Source organism: Klebsiella pneumoniae (assembly GCF_000742135.1).
Classification (GTDB): Bacteria; Pseudomonadota; Gammaproteobacteria; order Enterobacterales; family Enterobacteriaceae; genus Klebsiella; species Klebsiella pneumoniae.
The window spans coordinates 1,103,342-1,127,866 of sequence record NZ_KN046818.1 but is presented as its reverse complement, the minus strand read 5'-3'; the positions used below and the strand labels follow the sequence as shown (position 1 = coordinate 1,127,866).

Annotated in this window: 18 protein-coding genes; 11 read left to right on the top strand and 7 right to left on the bottom strand. The window is 59.5% G+C overall.

Annotated elements, in window-relative coordinates:
• Position 1: 1 nt before the first annotated feature.
• The 4 genes from DR88_RS19735 to DR88_RS19750 all read right to left on the bottom strand — a co-directional run bounded on the left by DR88_RS19735 (position 2) and on the right by DR88_RS19750 (position 4,127).
• Positions 2–595 (bottom strand): DUF3156 family protein, encoded by a 594-nt coding sequence (locus DR88_RS19735; RefSeq protein WP_025861776.1) that lies wholly within the window; start codon positions 593–595, stop codon positions 2–4.
• Complete coding sequence (locus tag DR88_RS19740) at positions 573–2,072, bottom strand: APC family permease (RefSeq protein ID WP_002892820.1); 1,500 nt, start codon at positions 2,070–2,072, stop codon at positions 573–575. The genes DR88_RS19735 and DR88_RS19740 overlap by 23 nt, the downstream gene beginning before the upstream one ends.
• A gap of 374 nt (positions 2,073–2,446) precedes the next feature.
• Positions 2,447–2,812, bottom strand: coding sequence for a cupin domain-containing protein (locus tag DR88_RS19745; protein WP_002892824.1), 366 nt, complete (start codon positions 2,810–2,812; stop codon positions 2,447–2,449).
• 13 nt (positions 2,813–2,825) lie between these two features.
• Entirely contained in the window at positions 2,826–4,127 is a 1,302-nt protein-coding gene (locus DR88_RS19750; RefSeq protein ID WP_004176990.1) for an NAD(P)/FAD-dependent oxidoreductase, read from the bottom strand.
• 158 nt (positions 4,128–4,285) lie between these two features.
• Between DR88_RS19750 and DR88_RS19755 the strand changes: the two genes are divergently transcribed.
• The 7 genes from DR88_RS19755 (at position 4,286) to DR88_RS19785 (ending at position 14,575) form a co-directional block, all read left to right on the top strand.
• Positions 4,286–5,770: an aldehyde dehydrogenase family protein gene (locus DR88_RS19755; protein WP_004147455.1), complete on the top strand. Its 1,485-nt coding sequence runs from the start codon at positions 4,286–4,288 to the stop codon at positions 5,768–5,770.
• Between the two features lie 395 nt (positions 5,771–6,165).
• A complete protein-coding gene (locus DR88_RS19760; protein ID WP_004147457.1) occupies positions 6,166–7,248 on the top strand; it encodes a YncE family protein in 1,083 nt (360 codons plus the stop codon).
• 59 nt (positions 7,249–7,307) lie between these two features.
• Positions 7,308–9,506: a TonB-dependent receptor gene (locus tag DR88_RS19765; protein WP_025861773.1), complete on the top strand. Its 2,199-nt coding sequence runs from the start codon at positions 7,308–7,310 to the stop codon at positions 9,504–9,506.
• A 107-nt stretch (positions 9,507–9,613) separates the two neighbouring features.
• Positions 9,614–10,990 carry a phenylalanine transporter gene (gene pheP, locus DR88_RS19770; RefSeq protein WP_004151811.1) on the top strand — a complete coding sequence of 459 codons (1,377 nt, stop codon included), beginning with the start codon at positions 9,614–9,616 and terminating at the stop codon, positions 10,988–10,990.
• A 187-nt stretch (positions 10,991–11,177) separates the two neighbouring features.
• Positions 11,178–12,383: an MFS transporter gene (locus DR88_RS19775; RefSeq protein WP_004198867.1), complete on the top strand. Its 1,206-nt coding sequence runs from the start codon at positions 11,178–11,180 to the stop codon at positions 12,381–12,383.
• Positions 12,384–12,399: 16 nt separating this feature from the next.
• On the top strand, positions 12,400–13,422 hold the full coding sequence (locus DR88_RS19780; RefSeq protein ID WP_032443803.1) for a sugar phosphate isomerase/epimerase family protein: 1,023 nt from the start codon (positions 12,400–12,402) through the stop codon (positions 13,420–13,422).
• A gap of 1 nt (position 13,423) precedes the next feature.
• Positions 13,424–14,575, top strand: coding sequence for a Gfo/Idh/MocA family protein (locus DR88_RS19785; protein WP_025861771.1), 1,152 nt, complete (start codon positions 13,424–13,426; stop codon positions 14,573–14,575).
• Positions 14,576–14,594: 19 nt separating this feature from the next.
• Here DR88_RS19785 and DR88_RS19790 read toward each other — a convergent pair whose 3' ends face one another.
• On the bottom strand, positions 14,595–15,011 hold the full coding sequence (locus DR88_RS19790) for an Exc2 family lipoprotein (RefSeq protein ID WP_004151814.1): 417 nt from the start codon (positions 15,009–15,011) through the stop codon (positions 14,595–14,597).
• A gap of 248 nt (positions 15,012–15,259) precedes the next feature.
• Here DR88_RS19790 and DR88_RS19795 point away from each other — a divergent pair, with 248 nt between their 5' ends.
• Positions 15,260–16,240, top strand: coding sequence for a LacI family DNA-binding transcriptional regulator (locus DR88_RS19795; protein ID WP_004176981.1), 981 nt, complete (start codon positions 15,260–15,262; stop codon positions 16,238–16,240).
• A gap of 3 nt (positions 16,241–16,243) precedes the next feature.
• Here the strand turns inward: DR88_RS19795 and DR88_RS19800 are convergent, their stop codons facing one another.
• Positions 16,244–17,488: a mechanosensitive ion channel family protein gene (locus DR88_RS19800; protein WP_004142570.1), complete on the bottom strand. Its 1,245-nt coding sequence runs from the start codon at positions 17,486–17,488 to the stop codon at positions 16,244–16,246.
• A gap of 70 nt (positions 17,489–17,558) precedes the next feature.
• Complete coding sequence (locus DR88_RS19805; RefSeq protein WP_004176980.1) at positions 17,559–18,986, bottom strand: MFS transporter; 1,428 nt, start codon at positions 18,984–18,986, stop codon at positions 17,559–17,561.
• Positions 18,987–19,094: 108 nt separating this feature from the next.
• Here DR88_RS19805 and DR88_RS19810 point away from each other — a divergent pair, with 108 nt between their 5' ends.
• From DR88_RS19810 to DR88_RS19820, 3 genes are all read left to right on the top strand, one after another.
• Complete coding sequence (locus DR88_RS19810) at positions 19,095–19,961, top strand: helix-turn-helix transcriptional regulator (protein ID WP_004151823.1); 867 nt, start codon at positions 19,095–19,097, stop codon at positions 19,959–19,961.
• Between the two features lie 669 nt (positions 19,962–20,630).
• The gene (locus tag DR88_RS19815) at positions 20,631–21,665 is read left to right on the top strand and encodes a DUF2157 domain-containing protein (RefSeq protein ID WP_002892998.1); all 1,035 of its coding nucleotides are present in this window, start codon (positions 20,631–20,633) and stop codon (positions 21,663–21,665) included.
• Between the two features lie 96 nt (positions 21,666–21,761).
• Positions 21,762–24,491 (top strand): sigma-54-dependent transcriptional regulator, encoded by a 2,730-nt coding sequence (locus DR88_RS19820; RefSeq protein ID WP_004147470.1) that lies wholly within the window; start codon positions 21,762–21,764, stop codon positions 24,489–24,491.
• The last annotated feature ends 34 nt before the right edge of the window (positions 24,492–24,525 follow it).

Sequence of the window (24,525 nt, the reverse complement as noted above, 5' to 3'; positions counted from 1 at the left end):
CTCAGCTTCCCCGCGGTGATGGCGGGGAAGTCAATGCTTTCTCTTCTGCGATTTCACCGCGCATCCACTGACTTACCGCCTGATTAATCATCGCCAGTACGCTGAGCAGCAGCATCCGCTGCTGCGCTTCGAGCCGCAGATAACGGCGCAGCGGCGGCATTTTACAGACCACTTCGCTGGCGGCCCAGGGTTCAATGCAGCAGCGCCAGCCGCTATCGTCAAAGGTCAACGAAAAGCGGCGGTAGTCCAGCTCGCTTAAGGTCTGCTGGAGATTAGGAAAACCGTTGAGATAGCCGGCGAGTTCCGCGCTCTCTTTACTGCCGATAAAACGGATTGGCAGGCATTTTAGCCAGCCGGATTGGTGGGCGCGGATCTTGCCGCGAGCGGGCCGGGTAACCGGCCCCTCGACGACAAACTCGCAGCTGTGAATGCTGGCCATAAACAGCCGCTTCTGACGCACGCTGAAGGTGACGGCGGTGGCGTCGTTCAAGCGCAGCAGCGCGCTGCGTTCGCTCAGCTTTTCGCTGGGCCAGCCCGCCAGATCGCGCTGCACCGCGTTCATTAACGGCGTTTCAAACCAGGGGACGGAGGACATCTGGCGTCATCTCCCCGCGGGTCTGTTTTTCATAGTTGTTGATGGCGCGTTCAACCACCTCTTCCACTACCAGCGGCTTGAACGGATTGACGCGCTGCACGCACACCGTCCAGAACAGGGCGTAAGCGGCGGTCAGGCCGAGCATTATGCCGAACGGCACCAGCACCTGGCGGCTGTCCATCCCGGGCGGCGTGATATTGACGATAGCGATGATGATCCCGACGCTGGAGATAATCTGCGGCAGCGGGAACCACGGCGAGCGGTAGGCGCGCGGCAGGTCCGGGCGGCGAATGCGCAGCATCACCACCGACAGAGTAACCAGCAGATAGGCGACGCCCCAGGCGCAGACCGCGGCGAGGATCAGCGGCACGATGCGGTCCAGATCGCCGTTCAGATACCAGGCGTGCAGGCAGGGGATCGCCACCCCGATGGCAATGGCGATCACCGGCGTCTTAAAGCGCGGATGCAGCCAGGTCAGGAAACGGGGCAGCGCGCCGTCCAGCGCCATGCCGTAGATAATACGCGGCACGGCGGCCATCAGCGTATTGATGGTGGCGCAGCCGGCCAACAGTAGCCCGACCCCCAGCCAGTACTGGCCGGCGTGGCCCATCACCCGTTCGGCGAAGGCCGGGATCGCCATCGGTGTATCCAGCAGATGGACGTTGTTGGCCGCGTCGAGCACGGTATTCTCCACCTGGCGGTTGATCGCCGCGCCGTAGATAAACATGCAGCTGGCGACCCCCAGCAGGCCCAGCGCCATCGCCCGCGGTATGGTGCGGTGGGCCTGTTTGATCTCCGGTGCCATCGGCGTCACCAGTTCGCAACCGACGAACATAAACATCGCCATGCCGATATAGCCGAACAGGCCGTTGATATCGCTAACGTTCAGCGGCGTGCCGAACCAGCCGGAAAGATGAGTCACCGGCGCCATAAAAATGCCGCACAGGCCGAAAATGGTCAGCGTGGTCCACATGCCGAAGGTCAGCACCACTTCGACCTTGCCGAAGATTTCCACGCCGATGGCGTTGAGCAAGCCGAAAATCACCACCATGCCGACGCCCACCATCCAGGTATTCTGGTGAGCGGCCATCTGGGCGTTAATCGACTCGAAGTTCACCAGCGCCATAATGCCCGCCAGGATCGTCTCCGCCGTCCCGGCGAAGATATGGACGATCAGATAGGCGCACAGCGCGCCGGTGATAGCGAAGAAGCGGCCCATGCCGCAGGAGATATAGTCGTACACCGAACCGGTGGTGGGAATGAGCGTCGCCGCCTCGGCAAAGGTGGTGACCTGCGCCTGCATCATAATAAAGGCCAGCAGCACCGCCAGCGCGAAGGTATCGCCGCCCATGCCGAAGCCGCTGGTGACCGTCAGGATCACCGGGCTGGCCATGATCAGCCCGACGGAGCTGGCGAGGGTGGTCGGGAAGCCGACGACGCCGCGCTCAAGATGGCTGGCGAGTCTGTTACTAAACATAGTCAACCTCTGCACAATAATGGGGTAGGGCAGGGAATAGCCAGCGCCACTCCCGGATAGTCATAATTTAGGCGGGCATCCTGCTCAACGAATATCGTCCGGAAGGTGGAGGGCGGCGCATGATTCTGTGACGCAGTCGATGAATGTCGCGGCGGATAAACAATATGACCCCGAAAACCGGGGCCATCCGTCTTGCCACGTTGCGCCTGTTTCTGCCGGATGGCGGCTGCGCCTTATCCGGCCTACGGTCCGTGCGGCCTGCCTTTAATTTGGCCTCAACCCCCCCGGTGGCGCTGCCGCTTACCGGGGCTACAGCGCTGTGCGATTTGGTAGCCCGGAGAAGGCGTAATGCGCCGCCGGGCATTATCAGTTTGTTAGCGGGTCTCGACGTTCGCCAGGTAGTGCTTCACAAAGCGCGGCGTCAGAATTTTCCACTCCACTTCGGTGCCCTGTTTAACAAACCAGCTGTCACCCGGCGCAAAGCGCTGCGGCTCGCCGCCGGCGACGGTCAGCTCCACTTCGCCCTCCAGCACGGTGGCGTGCTCGGTAAACGGATAGGTCATGGTAAAGCTCCCCTCAGTGGACGAAAACAGTCCGCAGGTAAAGGCGTCCTGCGGCTCGCCGTAGATCATCGCGCCCGCTACCTGCGGGTCGCCGGCGGTCGGCGTCGCGCCGAGCAGGCTGACGCTGCCGATCGGCTGCAGATCAGGTACCGGGTGTTTAAGTTTAAAAGCGTGCATAGCGTTCTCCTGGTTAACTCCGGCCTTTCCAGAAACCGGCGGTTTGATGCATCAGTTTTCCGGCCGTGACTAATAACAGACGCAGGCTGTCACGGCCGTGGATGGTCGCGTGAGGAATGCTGCTTAGCAGGCGATAGCGGTCGGAACCGCCGTTGATCCCTTCGGCGAGGATTTTGCACACGATGTGCGACGGGGTGACGCCGAAGCCGGAGTACCCCTGGACGTAAAAGACGTTGTTGTGATCGCGTAGGGTGCCGATCTGCGGGAACAGATTGGCGCTACAGGCCATCGGCCCGCCCCACGCAAAATCGATCTTCACATCCCTGAGATAGGGGAAGACCTCCGCCAGCAAGGTGCGGTTCCAGGCGGCGAAATCGTTCGGCGTATACTCCACAAAGCGGGTGGCGCTGCCGAACAGCAGGCGGTTTTCCCGGGTGACGCGGTAGTAGTTAATTACCGGGCGAATATCACTGAAGGCGCCGCGCAGCGGGCTGATGCGCTCGATCAGTTCATCGGAGAGCGGCTCGGTCGACACCTGGTAGGAGTAAGTGACCAGCGTCTTGTTGTAGATCTCCGGCTCCATATTGTTGAGGAAACTGTCGCAGGCCCATAGCAGTTTGGCGGCTTTGACGCTGCCCATCGCGGTGCGTACCCGCACCTGTTTGCCGTAATTCACTTCCACCACCGGCGAGGATTCGAAAATCTTCACCCCCAGCGAATGGGCGGCCTGCGCCGAACCGAGCAGCATATTGAGTGAATGGATCTGGCCGCCGCCCATATGTTTCAGCGCGCCGCAGTAGACCTCGGAGCCCACCACCTGCTGCACCTCTTTTCCGGTATACAGTTCGATCTCTTCATCCGGGGTAGCGGCTTTAAACTCCTTCTCCCACTGGCGCAGCGTTTTAAGCTGTCGCTGGTTATAGGCGAGATAGCCGTAGCCGGGCACGAAATCGGCGTCGATGTTGTATTTGCGGATGCGTTCGCGAATGATGCCCGCGCCGAGGTTGGCGATTTTAAACAGCGTCTCCAGCCCCTCTTTGCCGACGTGCTTTTTTACCGCTTCGATATCGTGGCCGATACCGGCCATCACCTGGCCGCCGTTGCGCCCGGTGCCGCCGTAGCCGAGATGGCGCGCCTCCAGCACCACCACGTTGGTGATCCCCTGTTCCGCCAGCTCAAGGGCGGTGTTAATGCCAGAGAAGCCGCCGCCGATAATTACCACATCGGCTTCAATATCTTCCCGTAGCGCCGGGAAATGGAGGTGATATTTCTTCGTCGCGCCGTAGTAGTTCAGCGCATCGATCTTGATGTTCATCGCGTTACCCTGTGGTCTTGCCTGGCTCAAGACCCTCATCACAGCACGCCGCGCGGGCGTTGAATATCGTCCGGAAGAATGACGTTCTTTAGAACGATAGGCTGCGGCGGGAAGCCGTGCTGTGATGGGTTAACTTTGCTGAAAAACGGGTGCTGACGATGAGCGAGATAACCTTACTGGCGGAAGTGACCGCCTTCTTACGCCAGCCGCACGGGCAGTTTATTGCCGGTCAACGTGAGGCGGGCCGCGGCGCGCCGTTCGCGGTGATCAACCCGGCGACCGGGCAGGCGATTGCCGAGGTCACCGCGGCGGATAGTGACCAGGCGGATCGCGCTATGGAGAGCGCCCGCCAGGCGTTTAGTCAGTGGCGCGAGATGCCGACGCTGGCGCGCGGCGCGCTGCTGCTGAAGCTGGCGGACACGCTGGCAGAGCATCGCGAAGCGCTGGCGCAGCTGGAAAGTCTCTGTTCCGGCAAAACTATCACGCTGGCGCGGATGCTCGAGCTGGACCAGTCGGTGGCGTTCCTGCGCTACTTCGCCGGCTGGGCGGGGAAAGTCACCGGTGAAACGCTGGATGTCTCGCTGCCATCGATAGCCGGGGAGAAATATACCGCCTTTACCCGCCGCCAGCCGCTGGGGGTGGTGGTTGGCATCGTGCCGTGGAACTTCTCCATCATGATTGCCATCTGGAAGCTGGCGGCGGCCCTGGTCTGCGGCTGCACCATCGTCCTCAAGCCGAGCGAATATACGCCGCTGACGCTGCTGCGCGTGGCGGAGCTGGCAAAAGCGGTGGGTATCCCGGATGGGGTGATTAACGTGGTCAACGGCGCCGGCGGCGAGATTGCCCAACGGCTGATTACGCATCCGGCCTGCGCCAAGGTGAGCTTCACCGGCTCGGTGGCCACCGGTGAAAAAGTCCAGCAGTCGGCCAGTGCGTCAGGTAAACGGGTGACCCTTGAGCTGGGGGGCAAAAACGCCGCGCTGTTCCTCGATGACCTGACGCCGGAGGCGATGGTCAACGGCATTATTGAAGCTGGCTACCTGAACCAGGGGCAGATTTGCGCCGCTGCGGAACGTTTTTATCTGCCGCAGGGAAAACTGGATGCGGTACTGGCGCTGCTGAAAGACAAGCTCAGCGCTTTTGCGCCGGGGTCGCCGCTGGATGAACGGACGCTGATGGGGCCGCTGGCCAACCGCCAGCAGTATGACAAAGTTTTGCGGCTCATTCAGACCGCCCGCGACGAGGGGGATACCATCGTCTGCGGCGGCGAAGCGCTGCCGGGGGAGGGCTATTTCCTGCAGCCGACCGCGGTCAAAGTGCGCAGCGAAGAGAGCACCCTGATGCGCGAGGAGACCTTCGGTCCGGTGTGCAGTTTTATCGGCTATCGCAGTGAAGAAGAGGCGCTGGCGCGGATGAATGCCTCACCGTATGGCCTGGCGGCCAGTGTCTGGTCGGATAATATTCGTCAGGCGCTACGCTACTCGGAGGCGATTGAGGCCGGCATCGTATGGGTCAATATGCATACCTTCCTCGACCCGGCGGTACCGTTCGGCGGCATGAAGGGCTCGGGCATCGGGCGCGAATTCGGCAGCGCGTTTATCGATGATTATACGGAGCTGAAGTCGGTGATGGTGCGCTATTAATCGCCGTTCAGCGACATAGCGCTGTCGTGTGTCGCTTTGCGCCAGATAGGCAACACATTGTGTGCCTTCTGGCCTGCAATCCGGGCGGTGCACGGCATCGCTTCCGGGACGCTTTTCCCGTCACGGATCCTTTCTTCCCCTCCTAATCCGCCATTGCCGTAAAAAAAATCAGCAGATTATCTTTTTTGCCCGCCAGGACTTGTTTGATATTAGATAATGAGTATAGTTCTCATTCTCTTTTTCATTCGTAATTTTGGCAAGGTTCGAGCTGCGCCAGTGAGTCGTTCACTAAGAGTCGCGAAGGCGTAGGGTGACGTAAAGACAGCAGGCTGGAAACACACAATATCGGCCGCTGCGCGTCCATCGGGTCATTGATTTTTTATAGGGTTGATCCAATGAAATACACACTTCCGGCGTTGACGCTGGCCATCAGCGCGGCGTTAAGCGGCTGCGCGACGCCTCATTCCTCTGCCGTTTCCCAACCGGTTGTCGACTCGCCAGTCCCTAACGTGGCGCAACCGCTGCAGCGCCAGCTAGCGGAAGGGCTGTACGAGATGGCGTTAAGCCCGCAGGGTGATGCGCTGTACGTCGCCAGCGCTGAAGGCTTTAAAAATGTACAGGGCGGGGCGGTTTACACACTGGATCCGCACACCCTCAATACCATCGGCCTGACGCATACCGATCTGAAAAACTTCGCTTTACAGCTCTCTGCGGAGGGTAAAACGCTGTATGTCAGCAATTCGCTGGACGGCGGCATCAGCGCTATCGACACCGCCACCGGCAAGGTAAAAAACCGCCTGCTGTTCAGCGAGCGCAATGAAAAAGGTCGCCCTTATGGGGCCCGTCAGCTGCTGTTGCTGAATAATACTCTCTACGTTGGCGCGGTCGCCGACCCGGCGCAAATCTGGGTGGTTGACGCCACTACCCTGAAGCTGAAAACGCGGATTAAAAATACCGGTAAATGGATGACCGGCCTGCACTACTCCGCGCAAACCGGTCGCGTGTACGCCGCTAACGGCAGCGGTGAAATTCTGGTGATCAACCCGCGTAACCAACGCATTGAACAGCGCTGGAAGCCGCTGGGCGACAAGCCGGCGCTGCTGCTTAATATGGCCGAAGATAGCGACACCGGCCGTCTGTTCGTGACCGACAACTCGAAAGCGAAAACCACTCTGGTGCTGGATATCCACAGCGGCAAGCTGCTTAAACAGCTCGACGTCGGCGATTCGCTGGCGGTGCAGTTCAATAAGAAACGCCACGAAATTTATATTTCACAGCGTGAATCCGGCAAGGTCATCAGCCTTGACGCCAGCCGCTACACGCTGAAGAAAAGCTGGGCGCTGCCGGCCAATCCCAACAGCTTGCTGCTTTCCGCCGATGGTCAGACGCTGTTTGTCACCGTCAAACAGCCCTTCAATAAAGACCACTCCACTAAAGGCCCGGACAGCGTCGTACGTATCGACCTGAACGCGCAATAAAAATAACGGGTCCGGCGACGGGCCCTTTGATTCATTTATCCTCATCCATGGGGCAAATTATGCACACCACGCACTATTCATCCTTCCCGCTGCGTAAAACGCTGCTGGCCTTAGCCATCGGCGCCGCCAGTCAAACGGTGATGGCCGCGGAAGCTGCCGCCGCGAAGCAGCCTGGCGAAGAGACCCTCATCGTCGAGGCTAACGAAACCAGCGATTTTAAATCCGGCGGCGACCTGGTGGTTCCGGCATTCCTCGATGGCCAGATCGCCCACGGCGGCCGTCTGGGGATGCTTGGCGAACAAAAAGCGATGGACGTCCCGTTTAACGTCATCGGCTATACCTCGAAGCTGATTCAGGATCAGCAGGCGAAAACTATCGCCGATGTCGTCAGTAACGACGCTGGCGTGCAGGCCGTACAGGGCTACGGCAACTTCGCCGAGACCTATCGAATCCGCGGGTTTAAGCTCGATGGCGATGACATGACGATGGGCGGCCTGGCGGGCGTGGTGCCGCGTCAGGTGATGGACACCCAGATGCTGGAGCGCGTTGAAATTTTCAAAGGGGCTAACAGCCTGCTTAACGGCGCGGCCAGCAGCGGCGTCGGCGGGATGATTAACCTCGAGCCGAAGCGGGCGGAAGATCTGCCGACCGCACGCGTTGGCGTCGACTATACCTCTGATTCTCAGGTGGGCGGCACCCTCGACCTGGGGCGTCGTTTCGGCGACAACAACCAGTTCGGCGCCCGGGTCAACCTGGTGCACCGCGAGGGTGAAGGCGCTATCGATAATGATAAACGCCGTACCACGCTGGCTTCGCTGGGGCTTGATTACCGCGGCGACCGTTTCCGCTCCTCGCTCGATTTCGGCTATCAGAAGAAAACGTTCCACGGCGGTACGATGGGCGTCAATATCAGCGGCGTGGATTTCGTTCCGGCGCTGCCGGACAACAGCAAAAACTACAGCCAGAAGTGGGGCTATAGCGATATTGAAAGCGAGTTCGGCATGGCGAAGGCAGAATATGACCTGACCGATAGCTGGACGGTATACAGCGCCCTCGGCGGCCAGCATTCGCATGAAATTGGTACCTACAGCGCGCCGAAACTTCTGAATAAAAACGGCGATGCGACGGTGGGCCGCCTGGATACTAACCGCATTATCGACGCGATCAGCGGCATGGGCGGGGTACGCGGCGATTTCAATACCGGCGCGATTTCGCATAAGGTGAACCTCGGCTATGCGGCGCAGGTGCATACCGATGCGACCGCCTGGCGGATGTCGGCCAGGAACCCGACCACTAATATCTATGACAACCATGATGTGGCGATGCCGGATAACGCCTATTTTGGCGGCAACTACCACGATCCGCTGGTCACCTCGCGCAGCCGTACGCAGGGCTGGCTGCTGAGTGATACCCTCGGCTTCTTTAACGATAAAGTGCTGTTTACCGCCGCTGCTCGTCATCAGAAAGTGGTTGTGCGCAACTACAGCAACGCCACCGGGCTGGAAGATACCTCTTCGCGTTATACCCAAAGCCGCTGGATGCCGACGTTTGGCCTGGTGTACAAGCCGTGGGAGCAGCTGTCGCTGTATGCTAACCATACCGAAGCGCTGCAGCCGGGCTCTGTGGCGCCGACGACGGCGGCCAATGCCGGGCAGAGTACCGGGATCGCGCACTCGAAGCAGGACGAAGTGGGCGTCAAGATCGACTACGGTACGATCGGCGGATCGCTGGCGCTGTTTGAAATCAAAAAACCGAACGCCATTTCCGATACCGCTGGCAATTACGGCCTCGACGGCGAGCAGCGTAACCGCGGCGTAGAGATGAACGTCTTTGGCGAGCCGATGCTGGGACTGCGTCTTAACGCCAGTACCGTCTGGCTGGATGCCAAACAGACTAAAACCGCTGAAGGCGCAACCGACGGTAAAGATGCCATCGGGGTGGCTAACTTCTACGCGGTGCTCGGCGCCGAGTATGATATCAAGCCGGTGGAAGGCCTGACCGCTACCGCGCGCGTCAATCATAGCGGCTCGCAGTATGCCGATGCGGCCAATACCAAGAAGCTGGATAGCTACACCACCCTGGATTTAGGCCTGCGCTATCGTATGCGTCTGAACGCCGACCAGAACGAAATGATCTGGCGCGTCGGGGTGACCAACGTGACCAACGAGAAGTACTGGTCTGGCATTGACGATACCGGTACTTACCTGTTCGAAGGCGATCCGCGTACCGTCCGCGTCTCAATGAGCTACGACTTCTGACGCTAAAAAAAGCGGGGCGGGCGGCTGACGCTCGCCCCACGCAACTTGCGACAATCCCCCCTAAGTGATAAAAGGTGCCCCTTCACAAAAACACACAGGGGAACGACGTGAAAGACGCGTCAACGTCGTCGGAGACCGTCACGGAAAGTGGCCCGACGCTTCATCGCGGTTTACAGAACCGACATATTCAACTTATCGCCCTTGGCGGCGCGATTGGCACCGGCCTGTTTCTCGGCATTGGTCCCGCGATTCAAATGGCCGGCCCGGCGGTCTTACTGGGTTACGCCGTGGCCGGGATTGTCGCTTTTCTGATCATGCGCCAGCTGGGCGAAATGGTGGTGGAAGAGCCAGTATCCGGTTCCTTTGCCCACTTTGCCTATAAGTACTGGGGGCCGTTCGCCGGCTTTCTCTCCGGCTGGAACTACTGGGTGATGTTCGTGCTGGTAGGGATGGCGGAGCTGACCGCCGCCGGGATCTATATGCAGTACTGGCTTCCCGACGTGCCCACCTGGGTTTGGGCGGCGGCTTTCTTCATCATTATTAACGCCGTCAACCTGGTCAACGTACGCTTGTATGGCGAAGCGGAGTTCTGGTTCGCGCTGATCAAGGTGCTGGCGATTATCGGCATGATTGCCTTCGGCCTGTGGATGCTGTTCGGCGGCCACGGCGGCAGCAAAGCCGGGTTCGACAATCTGTGGAAACACGGCGGCTTCCTCGCCACCGGCTGGCACGGACTTATTCTGTCGCTGGCGGTGATCATGTTCTCCTTCGGCGGGCTGGAGCTTATCGGCATCACCGCCGCCGAAGCGCAAAACCCGGAAAAGAGCATTCCAAAAGCGGTCAATCAGGTGGTCTATCGTATCCTGCTGTTCTATATCGGTTCGCTGGTGGTGCTGCTGGCGCTCTACCCGTGGGTGGAGATCAAATCCGACAGCAGCCCGTTTGTGATGATTTTCCATAATCTGGACAGCAACCTGGTGGCCTCCGCGCTGAACTTCGTCATTCTGGTGGCCTCGCTGTCGGTGTATAACAGCGGCGTGTACTCCAACAGCCGGATGCTGTTCGGCCTGTCGGTGCAGGGTAATGCGCCGAAATTTCTCGCCCGCGTCAGCAAGCGCGGCGTGCCGGTGAACTCCCTGCTGCTCTCCGGGATTATCACTTCGCTGGTGGTGGTGCTGAACTACCTGCTGCCTCATGAAGCGCTGGGGCTGCTGATGGCCCTGGTGGTGGCGACGTTGCTGCTGAACTGGATCATGATCTGTATGGCGCACCTGAAGTTCCGCGCCGCCCAGCGCCGCAAAGGGCGCGAATCGAAGTTCAAAGCGCTGCTGGCGCCCGCCAGCAACTACTTCTGCATTGCTTTCCTTGGGCTGATCCTGGCGCTGATGTGCACTATCGACGGCATGCGTCTGTCGGCGATCCTGCTGCCGGTGTGGATCCTGTTCCTGTTTATCGCCTTCAAACTGCTGCGCCGCCCGGCGTAAGCGAGATGCCCCGCCGTCCGGCGGGGCTGCCTGCCTTTTTATTGTGATCCTCTTCGCAGGCGGCGCATTTGCCTGGCGATCTTCTTTTTGTAATCGATTACTTTTGTTTTGAGCTGTTTTGTAATCGATTACTTTTCTGAGGGCGAGCAACATGGTCACAACAACAGAAGGTCGGGAAAGTGTCCGCGTGAGCCACCGTTTTCTGGTGCCGCGGCTGTCGTTAATGATGTTTATGCAGTTTTTTATCTGGGGCAGCTGGTCGGTGACCCTGGGGCTGGTGATGACCCGCTATGAGATGTCATTGCTGATCGGCGATGCGTTCTCCGCCGGGCCGATCGCCTCCATCTTGTCTCCCTTTGTGCTGGGGATGCTGGTGGATCGCTTTTTCGCCTCGCAGAAGGTGATGGCGGTGATGCACCTGGCCGGGGCGGCGATCCTGTGGTTTGTCCCGCAGGCGCTGGTGGCGCAGAACGGCGCCCTGCTGATTGGCCTGCTGTTCGGCTATACGCTGTGCTATATGCCGACCCTGGCGCTGACCAACAATATCGCCTTCCACAGCCTGGCCAATGTCGATAAAACCTTCCCGGTGGTCCGCGTGTTCGGCACCATCGGCTGGATTATCGCCGGGATCTGCATCGGGGTGACCGGTATCTCTGATACCACCGGCATCTTCACGCTGGCGGCGCTCTGTTCGGTCGCGCTGGCGCTCTACAGCCTGACGCTGCCGCACACCCCGGCGCCGGCCAAAGGCATGCCGGTTCAGTTTCGCGACCTGCTGTGCGCGGACGCCTTCGCGCTGCTGAAAACCCGCCATTTCCTGATTTTCTCCCTCTGCGCCACCTTAATTTCCGTGCCGTTAGGCACCTATTACGCCTATACCGCGTCGTATCTGGCGGATGCCGGCGTCAAAGATGTCAGCACCGCGATGTCGTTCGGTCAGATGTCAGAGATCGTCTTTATGCTGGTGATCCCGTTGCTGTTCCGTCGCCTCGGGGTGAAATACATGCTGCTCATCGGCATGGCGGCGTGGTTCGTCCGCTACGCCTTTTTCGCTCTCGGAGTCAGCGAGGAGGGGCGCTTCCTGCTCTATCTGGGCATTTTGCTGCATGGCGTGTGCTATGACTTTTTCTTTGTCGTTGGCTTTATCTACACCGACCGCGTGGCGGGCGAGAAGGTAAAAGGCCAGGCGCAGAGCATGATTGTGATGTTCACCTACGGGATCGGCATGCTGCTGGGCTCGCAGATCTCCGGCGCGCTGTATAACCATCTGGTGGCCGGCCAGAGCGTGCCTCAGGCCTGGGTGACCTTCTGGTGGATCCCGGCGGTGGCCGCCGCGGTTATCGCGCTGATTTTCCTTTTCTCTTTCCAGTACAACGAGAAAGAGCCGCACTAATTTTTCAGGAGGGTGTATGAAAACGATTAAGGGACCGGGCATTTTTCTGGCGCAGTTTATCGGGCCGCAGGCGCCGTTCAACACCCTGGCGGGGATAGCGCAGTGGGCCGCCGGCCTGGGGTACAAGGCATTGCAGATCCCCTGCAACCACCCGGCGATTTTTGATGTCGAGCGGGCGGCGGCGAGCCAGACCTACTGCGACGAGGTCAGCGGCATCCTGGCGGAGCATGGGCTGGTGATCAGCGAGCTGTCCACTCACCTTGAAGGACAGCTGGTGGCGGTGCATCCAGCGTATGACGCGGCGTTTGATGCCTTTGCCCCGGCGGCGCTGCATGGCGATCCGCAGGCGCGCCAGCGCTGGGCGGTGGAGAAAGTGCGCCAGGCGGCGGTAGCCTCCGGCCGCCTGGGGCTGCAGGCGCACGCGACCTTTTCCGGGGCGCTGGCATGGCCCTTTTTTTATCCGTGGCCGCCGCACAATCAGCCGCTTCTGGATGGGGCCTTTGCCGAGCTGGCCCGGCGCTGGCGGCCGCTGCTGGACCTCTTCGACGAGCAGGGGGTCGATGTCTGCTATGAGATCCACCCCGGCGAAGACCTGCACGATGGCGTGACCTTTGAGCGTTTTCTTACGCTGGTGGATAACCATCCGCGCTGCAATATGCTCTATGACCCGAGCCACCTGCATCTGCAGCAGATGGACTACCTGACCTATATCGATATCTATCATGCGCGTATTAAAGCGTTTCACGTCAAGGACGCCGAATTTCGCCGCAACGGGCGCAATGGCGTCTACGGTGGATACCAGCCCTGGCAGCAGCGGGCCGGGCGTTTCCGCTCTCCCGGCGACGGGCAGATCGACTTCAAAGGGGTGTTCAGTAAGCTGACCGAATATGATTTTGCCGGCTGGGCGGTGCTGGAGTGGGAGTGCTGCCTGAAGGATAGTGAGACCGGCGCGCGCGAGGGCAGCGAGTTTATCCGCCGCCATATCATTCCCGTTGCCGGACGGGCCTTCGATGACTTTGCCGCCGGCGGGAGGGAGTAACATGATTCAGGTTGCGATTATCGGGGCAGGGTTTATTGGCCCGGCGCATCTGGAGGCGCTGCGGCGGCTGGGAGATGTCGAGGTGGTGGCGTTGTGCGACAGCCGCCTTGAGGCGGCGCAGCGCAAGGCGCGAGCGCTGAACATTGCCCATGCCTACGACAGCGTGGAGGCGCTGCTGGCCCATCCGGGGCTGCAGGTGGTGCATAACTGTACGCCCAACCATCTACATGCCCAGATTAACCGGCAGATCCTCGCCGCCGGGCTGCACGTCTTCTCCGAAAAACCGCTGTGTATGACGGCGGAGGAGGCGCGGGAGCTGGTGGCGCTTGCCGCCCGGGCCGGCGTGGTGCATGGCGTCAGCTTCGTCTACCGCCAGTTCGCTATGGTCCAGCAGGCGGCGGCGATGATCCGCCATGGCGAGGTCGGCAGAATCTTCGCGGCCCACGGCAGCTATTTACAGGACTGGATGCTGCTGGAGACCGACTACAACTGGCGGGTCGATTCGGCGCAGGGCGGCGCGTCGCGGACGGTGGCCGACATCGGCTCCCACTGGTGCGATACCGTGCAGTTTATGACCGGTCGGCGGATTGTCGAGGTGATGGCGGATCTGTCTATCGTCTGGCCAACGCGTAAAGCGCCGGTCAATGGCAAAGCGACCTTCAGCGCCGTTCACGAGGCGCAGGCATATGAAACGCGGCCTGTCGATACCGAGGACTTTGGCTCGGTGCTGTTGCGTTTTGACGATGGCAGCAAAGGCAGCTTTATGGTCTCTCAGGTGAGCGCCGGGCGGAAAAACCGTCTGGCGGTGGAGATTAACGGCAGCCTCTGTTCTCTGGCCTGGGATCAGGAAGTGCCCCAGCGGCTGTGGATCGGCCACCGCGAGCAGCCGGATCGCCTGCTCAGCGATGAGCCGAGCCTGCTGCGGCCGGAAATCGCTGACAGCGCCCATTACCCCGGCGGCCATATTGAGGGCTGGCCGGACGCCTTTAAGAATATGATGGGGCATTTTTATCAGGCGGTGCGCGCCGGGAAGATGCCGGCGGCCGGGGTCCGGCGCTTCGCCGCTTTCGACGACGGCGCCGATGTGATGTACATCATCGAGGCGATCGTCAAAAGCCATCAGGAACAGCGCTGGGTCAGCGTCGAACGCTGAGCGCAGGTGGGGCGCAGGATTATTTCACCCCAAGATAGCCGTCGAGATAGGCACCGGAGAGCTCGTTGCCGAACAGGACGGCATCTTTATTTTCCATCGCATTATCCCATTTGTCGCTGGCATTGCCGGTGAAGGCGTGCTCGGTGCGGGTGCCCTGCGCCGCCTGCTGTTTGATGGCTTCCGCGGTGCGGCGGGCATCGCTTTCGCTCATGCCAGCGGCTTTATCCTGCTGTCCGCGGGCATACATCGCCGTAAAGGTCGGCAGGTTTAAACGGTAATTTTCCTGGCGGTTGACGGTGAAGTTGCCGCCGACAAAATCGGACCGGTGGGCGACGAAGGCGTAGGCATGGCGTTCCGGTGACGATTTTGACGAGGTGCAGCCGGTGATCGTTGCCAGGGCACAGCTGAGGGCGAGAACCGCGGTGGTGAGCCTCATGGGGATATCATCCTTAATCATAAAAGAAAAAATGGGGCGCAGGCGGTCTGTTGCGCCTCCTGCGCTAATGAGAATATGAAACGGCAAAAGGATGCGCGTTAACGGGGCGGGAGAGAAGCCCTGATTATTAATAGTTTCCCGGGACACCGTCTCGCTGAGCTACGCTTTCGCGCCAGGCTGGCAGGCCAATCAGAGGTCATTTATGATAGCCTGCAGGATCCACCTCTATCGCAGGAAGTGCAGGGTTTATGTCTATTCAGAAAATTGCTCGTCTGGCCGGCGTCTCGGTGGCCACGGTGTCGCGGGTGCTGAACAACAGCGATACGGTAAAAGCCAAAAACCGTGAGCGCGTGCTGCAGGCGATCAAAGAGAGCAACTATCAGCCGAACCTGCTGGCGCGTCAGCTGCGAACCGCCCGCAGCAATATGATCCTGGTGATGGTCTCCAATATCGCTAACCCCTTTTGCGCCGAGGTGGTGAAGGGGATAGAAGAAGAGGCGGAGAAGAATGGCTATCGCATTCTGCTGTGTAACTCCGGGTCGGATCTGGCCCGCTCGACCTCGGGCCTGCAGCTGCTCTCCGGCAAAATGGTCGACGGCATTATTACCATGAACGCGCTCTCCAGCCTGCCGGAACTGACCACCATGATTGGCGACGCGCCCTGGGTGCAGTGCGCGGAGTATGCCGACACCGGCAGCATCTCCTGCGTCGGGATTAACGACGTTGAGGCGGCTCAGGGGGCGGTATCCCGGTTGGCCGATAGCGGCCGCCGCCGCATCGCGCTCATTAATCACGACCTCAGCTATCGCTATGCCCGTCTGCGCGAGCGCGGCTATAAAAGCGTGCTGCACGTGCACGGTCTGGCGTATCAGCAGGTGACCTACGCGCAGGATCTTAGCGCGGCGGCCGGTAAACGGGCGATGGAGCAACTGCTGTCGCAAGACGAGAAGCCCGATGCGGTGTTTGCCGTTTCGGACTCCCTCGCCGCCGGGGCGCTGCGGGCTATCGCCCAGGCCGGACTGCGGGTGCCGGAAGATATCGCGGTGATCGGCTTCGATGGCACCGAGCTGGCGGAAGTGGTCTCCCCGCAGCTGACCACCGTCGAACAGCCCTCCCGGGCGATCGGCCGTACGGCGGTGTCTCTACTGATGAAACGCATCGACGATCCCGACGCTGCCGTCGAACGGGTGATGATGGACTGGCGCGTGATAGACCGCGCCAGCGTCTGAGGATCAGCGGGAGAAGGCGCCGGTCAGCGCGCGAATATCGTTGCCGGTGGGCGTTTGATGAATGCGTAAGCCAAACTCATCCACCACAGCGAATACATGGTCGAAAATATCCGCCTGGATCCCCTCATATTCCGCCCATACCACGGTGTTGGTGAAGCAGTAGATCTCGATCGGCAAGCCGTTGGCATCCGGCGCCAGCTGGCGCACCATCAGGGTCATATCCTGGCGGATGCGCGGATGATGGCGTAAATACTCCTGCAGATAGGCGCGGAAGGTGCCGACATTGGTCATCCGCCGCTCGTTGAGGATCGATTGCTCCCCGGCGTACTGCTGGTTCCAGGCGCTAATCTCCTCGTGGCGTGAATCCATATAGGGTTTAAGTAATTTCGCCCGGATCAGGCGCTGCTGCTCCTGTTCATCAAGAAAATGAATGCTGGTGGTGTCGATGTTAAGGCTGCGTTTGATGCGGCGGCCGCCGGAGGCCGACATGCCGCTCCAGTTTTTAAACGAGTCAGAGACCAGCGACCAGGTCGGAATGGTGGTGATGGTATTGTCCCAGTTGCGCACCTTGACCGTGGTGAGGCCTATATCGATCACCGCGCCGTCGGCGCCGTACTTCGGCATCTCCAGCCAGTCGCCAAGCTTGAGCATATCGTTGGCAGAGAGCTGGATACCGGCCACCAGACCGAGGATCGGATCTTTAAACACCAGCATCAGCACCGCGGCCATCGCGCCGAGCCCGCTAATCAGGATCGCTGGCGACTGGCCTATCAGTAGCGAAATAATCAGAATGCCGATAATAATCGCCGTCACCAGCTTAATTCCCTGGAATATGCCCTTCAGCGGCAACTGTGAGGCGGCGGGAAATTTCTGCGCCAGCTTTAAAATGACATCCAGCAGCGAGAAGAAGGACAGCATGGCATATATCATCACCCACAGCTGGGCCACGGTGGTTAATATTTCCGCGGCCTCGCTGCCTTTTTGCAGCCACAGCACCGCCTGCACATTGACGATGATCCCCTGCAGGGTAAAGGCCAGTCGGTGAAAGAGTTTATTCTGCGTGATGATTTGCAGCCACAGATGGCTGCTGGCCAGCGCCCGTTTTTCAAATGCGCGCAGGACCACTTTGTGCAATATCAGATGCACGACCACGGCGGTGAACAAGATAATGCCGAAGATAATCATCAGCGAGCGGGTGGGGGTTATTTCGATTCCTAAGGCGGCAATTTGCGATATTAATTCCTGCATAACGTCTCCTGAATATCCAGCGGGTATGATGACCGCTGGATAGCTATTATGCAAATTACCGCCGCCGGTATTACGAGGCCACCGTCGCCGGCTGTCGGTTGAGATGATGGCGTAGCCACAGCGCTATCGCCCCCAGCAACAGCATCATGGCCACCTCGACCAGCAGAAAATCAATCAGCGCCTGCGGATAGTTTCCGCCGCCGCGACGGGCCAGCGCCAGGAACAGCGAACCAAGGATAGCCGGTCCGAGACCGAGGGTCGCCTGCTGCAGGGTGCTGAGGATTGCGCTCCCGGCCCCGGCGTCGCTGGCGCTGATATCGCGCATACCAATCCGATAAAAGCTGTTGACGATCAGCGCCTGGCCATAGCCGATCAGCGCCGTGGCGGGAACCAGCGTCAGGGCGTTGGTGGCGACGCCGAAGCGGGAGAAGGTGGCGCACAGCAGCAGGAGACCGGCGATCTGCACCGCCAGACCGGTCAGCAGGATCCGCCCCATGCTGTAGCGGGCGATAAGCCGCGGGGCATACAGCGCCGAAATAAAATAGGCCACGCCGAGGGCGATAAAGCTATTGCCGGACTGCCACGGCGCCATCCCCAGCCCCTCCTGCATGGTCAGCGCCATGCAGAACATAAAGCCGGACCAGGCGCTGAAAAACAGCAGGGCGATGGCCATCCCGAAGCGGATGCTGGTCAACTGCAGCAGACGCGGCGGCAGCAGAGGATGGTCGCCACGCTGCTGCTGGCGCAGGGCGCTCTGACGCATGGCGAACAGCAGCGGCAGGACCGCCACCAGCATCAGCTGCAGCCACAGCGGCCAGTGCAGCTCCGGACCGAGGGCCATCGGGAACAGCAGGCAGCAGAGGATCAGCGCGAGGTACAGCGTACCCTGCCAGTCAATCCGCGACGGCGTCTCGCGACGGGTTTCCGGCACATAGCGGCGGCTCAGAGCCAGCACCAGCAGGCAGATCGGCACATTGATAAAAAAGGCGTTGCGCCAGCCAAGCCCGGCGATGTCCGCCGACACCAGCCAGCCGCCGCCCATCTGACCGACGATAAAGGCGATCCCGCCGATCCCGCCATACAGGCTGATGGCCCGGGCGTGGGCGGGGCCTTTGAGGGTGACGTGCAGGGTCGCGAGGATCTGCGGCACAATCAGCGCCGCCCCGGCGCCCTGCAGGGTGCGGGCCGCCAGCAGGGCGCCGATGCTGTTCGCCATCCCGCACAGCAGGGAAGCGATGCCAAAGAGGGCGACGCCCCACATAAACAGGCGCCGGCGGCCATAGTTATCGCCAAGCTTACTGCCCATCGCCAGGCAGACGGCAAAGGCGACGCCGTACAGCGCGACGATAAGCTCCAGCTGCGTGGCGCTGGCCGCCAGGGTGTGGGTGATGGCGTCCAGCGCCACATTGGTGATCGAGGTATCAATAAGCGGCAGCATCTGGCCGCTCAGCAGCAGCAACAGACCGGCGCGGCCGGGTGAAACAGCAGACGTATTCATGGGATTCTCCATTGCGTCATTCAGCAGACCGACGTAGCATTACCGATAAATTAAACGGGTACCAGTTCCTGTCTATACTGGTATTGGCACTACTATGCTGGAGGGGTGATGACCACGATGCCGCAACGGGAGTCGACGATCGCCGTGCCGGACGATCGACGCAAACAGCTGGGGGCCTTTCTGCGCGCCCGCCGTGAAAGCCTCGATCCGCAGCGCCTGGGGTTGCCCCGGGTGGGCCGCCGGCGCACGCCGGGTCTGCGCCGGGAAGAGGTGGCGATGCTCGCCGACGTCGGCGTTACCTGGTACACCTGGCTGGAGCAGGGGCGGGAGGTGAATCCGTCGGAGGCGGTGCTGGTGGGGGTGGCGAATGCCCTGCAGTGCAGTCCGCTGGAGACCCGGCATCTGTTCGTGCTCGCCGGGCTGACCCCGCCGGAAGCCACCCAGGTGACGGTGTGCGAAGGCATCAGCCCAGGGACCCGCCGGATGCTGGACAGCCTGATGCCGCAGCCGGCCAGCATTCAGAAACCGAACTTTGATATTGTGGCGTGGAACGACAGCTTCTGCCGCCTGATGGGCATCGATTTCGCCACCCTCCCGGAAGAAGATCGCAACTGCATTTATCTCTATCTGACCCATGAGACCTGGCGCAGCCGGATCGAAAATCGCGATGTGCTGCCGACCTTCGTCTCCTATTTCCGCGCCGCGATGGCCGAGCACCGCGGCGATCCGGCGTGGGAAAACAAACTGGCGCGCTTTTTCGCCGCCTCGTCGGAGTTTGAAGCGCTGTGGCATCAGCGCTACGAGGTGCGCGGCGTGGAAAACCAGATTAAACATTTTAACCACCCGCAGCTCGGGCGATTCAGCCTGCAGCAGATGTACTGGTATTCGGCGCCGCGCAACGGCTCGCGCCTGCTGGTCTACCTGCCGATGGACGAGGCGGGCGAGCAGGCGCTGGCGTGGCTGGACCAACATTAATCACAGGGAATCAGATGGCTGGCAATGTGCCATCTTCGGGTATTGCCCGGTCGGCGCTGCTGGACGATTCCCTCTCCCTCCGGGAGTAGGGGGGAAGGCAAAGCCCTGCCGGGAAGTCTTTTATGTTATCTGTGGCTTCAGCGCACATTGCGCTCCCGGTTAGTCTTCTGCGTTATGTCTCTTACGGCGCAGGGAGCGCACAGGGGGCGGCCAGTCGCCGCCGCCCCCTGTACCCCCGGGCTCCGGCCAGCAACATCGCCACTGCGTGGTGCCTTCGACTTATCCCTGCAGGCTTCGGGTCGGGCCGAGGCAGCGTCCGTGCAAAACACGGCCCTCAGCCCGCATCCATGCGGGCTGCCCCGGCCTTCCGGGAACGTCTCAGCGATGTTGAGGCCGCAACAGCGGCAGTTTCAGTCGCACTAGTGGGTAAGTTAACGGCTGGCTGATACGGACCGTAGGCCGGGTAAGGCGCCAGCCGCCACCCGGCAATAAAGCGGCTCCGTGCCTGATATCATGCTCGGCGGCGCTGCGCTTACGCGGGCTTACGGTAAGGAGTAACAATCTGATATATAAATGGTTAAGTAGGCCGGGGAGGGCGACAGCCGCTGCCCGGCAGAAAGGCGAGCATATTAGCGAAAACAGGTTTGTCATCAGTCTCAAGGAATGCCTATGAACGTAACCCGAAAAGAGCAGCGCATTATTCAGCGCGCGCTGAATGCCTGGCAGGCCAGCGGGGAGTTAACCCCCTCGGACAGCCAGCGGCTGGCGCAAACGATGCGCGTCTCCCCCTTTGACTGGCGGCGCCTGAGCCGCTATGCCTTCTGGACCGCGCTGGCCTGCGTGCTGATTTCCCTGGGCAGTCTGTTCGCCGACAGCGAGCTGGTGGCGTGGCTGCTGAGCCTGTTCAGCCACTCGGCGCTGATGCGGATCCTGCTGCCTGCGCTGCTGGCAGTCGTCTGCTACGGCTGGGGTTTTCGCCGCCAGCGGCGGGAGACGCAGTGGCACTACAGCACCGAGGCGATTTTGTTTCTGGGCGTCGTCTTTACCGCGGTGGCGCTATGGCAGCTTGGCGAACGGCTGGATAACGGCAGCGGCCATATCGCACCGCTGTTTCTGGCCGGATGCGTGATTTACGGTGCCATCGGCTATATTGCCCGCTCCGGGCTGGTGTGGCTCTTTTTTCTGCTGGCGCTGGGCAACTGGTTCGGCGCGGAAACCGGCTACGTCTCGGGGTGGGGCGCCTACTGGCTGGGCATGAACTACCCGATTCGCTTCGTCCTGTTCGGCGGCGCGCTGCTGGCGCTCTGCTACGGCGCGCAATCCCTGCTTCGCCAGCGGCAGCTGTTTACCGTCAGCAAGGCGATGGGCCTCACGTACCTGTTTATTGCGCTGTGGATCATGTCGATTTTCGGCAATTACGACGCAGACAGCTGGTACCAGGTGAGCCAGGCGCGACTCCTGCCGTGGGGGCTGCTGTTTGCCGTAGCGGCCGGCGTCTGCATTTTTATCAGCCTGAAAACCGATGACGGAATGCTGCGCGGCTTCGGACTAACCTTCCTGGCGATCAATCTCTATACCCGTTTCTTTGAGTTTTTCTGGAACGGGATGCACAAGGTGCTGTTTTTCCTGATCCTTGCCGTCTCGCTGGCGGTGATTGGCCGCTATGCCGAGCGCATCTGGCATGCGGGGAACGTTAAGCCATGAAAAATTAAGCGTTTTTAAAGAAGTGTGGCTGGCGGCAGCGACGTCCTGCGCGAATTGTCGTATAAGCGAATTTTACGCTTTTGACAGGGGAGCGAGATGAATAAGGAGTCGATTTTTCGCCAACTAGAACAACGGATCGCCGGGCGAGCGCTGACGGCGGAAGCGCTGGGCGAGTTTAACGCTATGGCCATCGCCGATAGCTTGAAGCAAAAACGCAGCATCATCAGCCATCATCTGAATAATCTCCATCGCGAGCAGCGGGTGGTCAAAGTGAACGGTCGCCCGGTGCTGTTTTTACCCGTTACCGTTCTGCGCGATCATCACCGCCTGGCGGTTCGGCACGGCGAATACGCCTCCATTCAGGCGCTGTGCGCGGATCGTCAGGATAGTCTGGCGCAGCTGATTGGCGCGCAGGGCAGCCTGCAGGAAGCATTGCGCCAGTGCAAGGCTGCCATCAGCTACCCTGGCGCAGGTCTGCCGCTGCTGCTGCGGGGCCCTACTGGCACCGGGAAAAGTTTTCTAGCTCGCCAGCTCTGGCACTACGCAATAGATGAAGGTATTTTACCTGCCGATGCGCCTTTTACCGTATTTAACTGCGCCGAGTACGCGAATAATCCAGAACTACTGACCTCGAAGTTATTTGGTCATGCGAAGGGGGCCTTTACCGGCGCCGATAAGGCCGTTCCTGGTCTTATCGAGACCAGCAACGGCGGGGTGTTGTTTATCGATGAGGTTCATCGGCTGCCGCCCGAAGGCCAGGAAAAGTTGTTTCATTTCATGGATAACGGTAGCTGGCGCCGGCTGGGGGAGAGCGCCGACGAGCGCAGCGCCACGGTGCGGCTAATTTTTGCTTCAACCGAGGATCTGGAAAAACACTTCCTGGCGACCTTTATTCGCCGTATTCCGGTGATTGTAAAAATTCTGCCGATCGCTGAACGCGGCCAATTCGAGCGGCTGGCGTTTATCCACCACTTTTTCCGCCGTGAAGCCCAGCGTTTGAACCACGATCTGGAGCTGGATGGCGAAATCGTCAGCCAGCTAATGCGTGAAACGCTTGAAGGAAATGTCGGTGGGCTGGAAAATTTGATTCGCAATATTTGCGCCAGCGCCTGGACATTTGGCGAACGTGATAGCGGTCTTTTACATATAAAAGCGGGTTTGCTGCCCGACCGATTACTGGCGGATGCGCCTTTTACCCTTCAGCAAAATAGCGAGCGGGTTATGATTTACCGCGATGGCGACGCGCAGCCTCTTTTTTCTGGTCGTCACCATGAATACCAACGGCTAACGGAAAATATTTGTAGCCTGTGCGAGGAGTTGGCTCAGGATAATATTAGCGTGCGGACCTTTGAAAAGCTTATTTATCAGAACGTGACGCTCTATCTTGATGCGCTGATGAATCAGGAGAGTACGGTCTCTCTGCAGGACAAACGGCTGCGCTTTATTGAAGATGTGGGCAAAGCAATCGCTGTCAATTATGACCTTCAGCTAAATGTCGAATTCGCTTATCTTACCGGCCGCTACCTCACCAGCCTCCCTCTGGCGCCGCGCAGCGTTGCTGAGCCCGTGCGTCTGGTGATGCAGCGCTGGCTGGACTCCTCGGCGGGGCTGGCGCAACGCATCGCGGAGAAACTACTGGATGTCGTCAATAATAAATACGATCTGCTCATCGATACGCTTGACCGTCTGGCGATTACCGCCATTGTCAGTAATGCTATCGATGCGACCAGCGGCGGAAAAGTGAAAGCGCTGATAATCGCCCACGGTTATTCGACCGCCAGCAGCATTGCCGGCGTTGCCAACCGCCTGATTGGCGAGAAGATCTACCAGGCCATGGATATGCCGATGGAGGTGGCGTTTAACGATGTCAGTCGCGCCGTGGTTGATTATCTCCAGCATACGGACACGCGTGCGGGTGTGATGGTGCTTATTGATATGGGCTACACCAAGGAGATTGCCGATGCGCTTTTGTCGGTGATTAACGGCCCGCTGGTAGTGGTGGATAACGTCACGACCCGCATGGCGCTGAACGTTGCCAGCGAGATCGCGTTGGGAAAAAACATCGAACAAATCGCCGAAGAGATCGTGCCGCTTAATCAGTCGCGTTGGGATGTGTTCTGGCCCGCAGAAAAAAAAGAGCGTGTGCTGCTGGTGACCTGTATTACAGGTATCGGTACCGCATTTAAATTTAAAAATCTGATGGAGAAGAGCCTGCTCAACGATTTTGATATTAACATCATCGCCTGCGAGTATACGCGCTTAAAAAACAGTCGTACGGCGGTATCGTTGCTCCACCAGTATGAAGTTATTGCGGTCGTGGGTACCCACGACCCGCAGCTGGCCGGAGTGCCCTGGGTTGGCATTGAGGAACTACTTGGCGAGCAGGGGCATCGACATCTGAGTCAGCTCTTAAGCGGCTATCTTAATGAAAAGCAAATTGCGCTGATTAATAAAAATATGGTTCGTGAGTTTTCACTGCATAACGTTGTCAACTCTCTGACGATACTGAATGCTGGAAAAACCATGGGCCATATCGAAACCATTATCGCTGAGTGGCAAAATACGCTTGGTTTTCATTTTAATAATAACTTAATTATCAGTTTATATGTGCATCTCAGCTGTATGATTGAGCGTCTGGTAATGCGTAATGAAATTAGCCATTATAAAGATCTTGAGCAATTTACCCGCCAGCATGGTGAATTTATTGCCATGGTGAATCACTCGTTCCAGCGCCTGAAAATACTCTATAACGTGGCGCTACCGGTAGCGGAAATTGGCTATATTCACGATATTTTTGAATTACGTATTGAAGATTTTAGCTGGTAATCCTCAACGCAGCCCCGGAGAATTACGCCGGGGC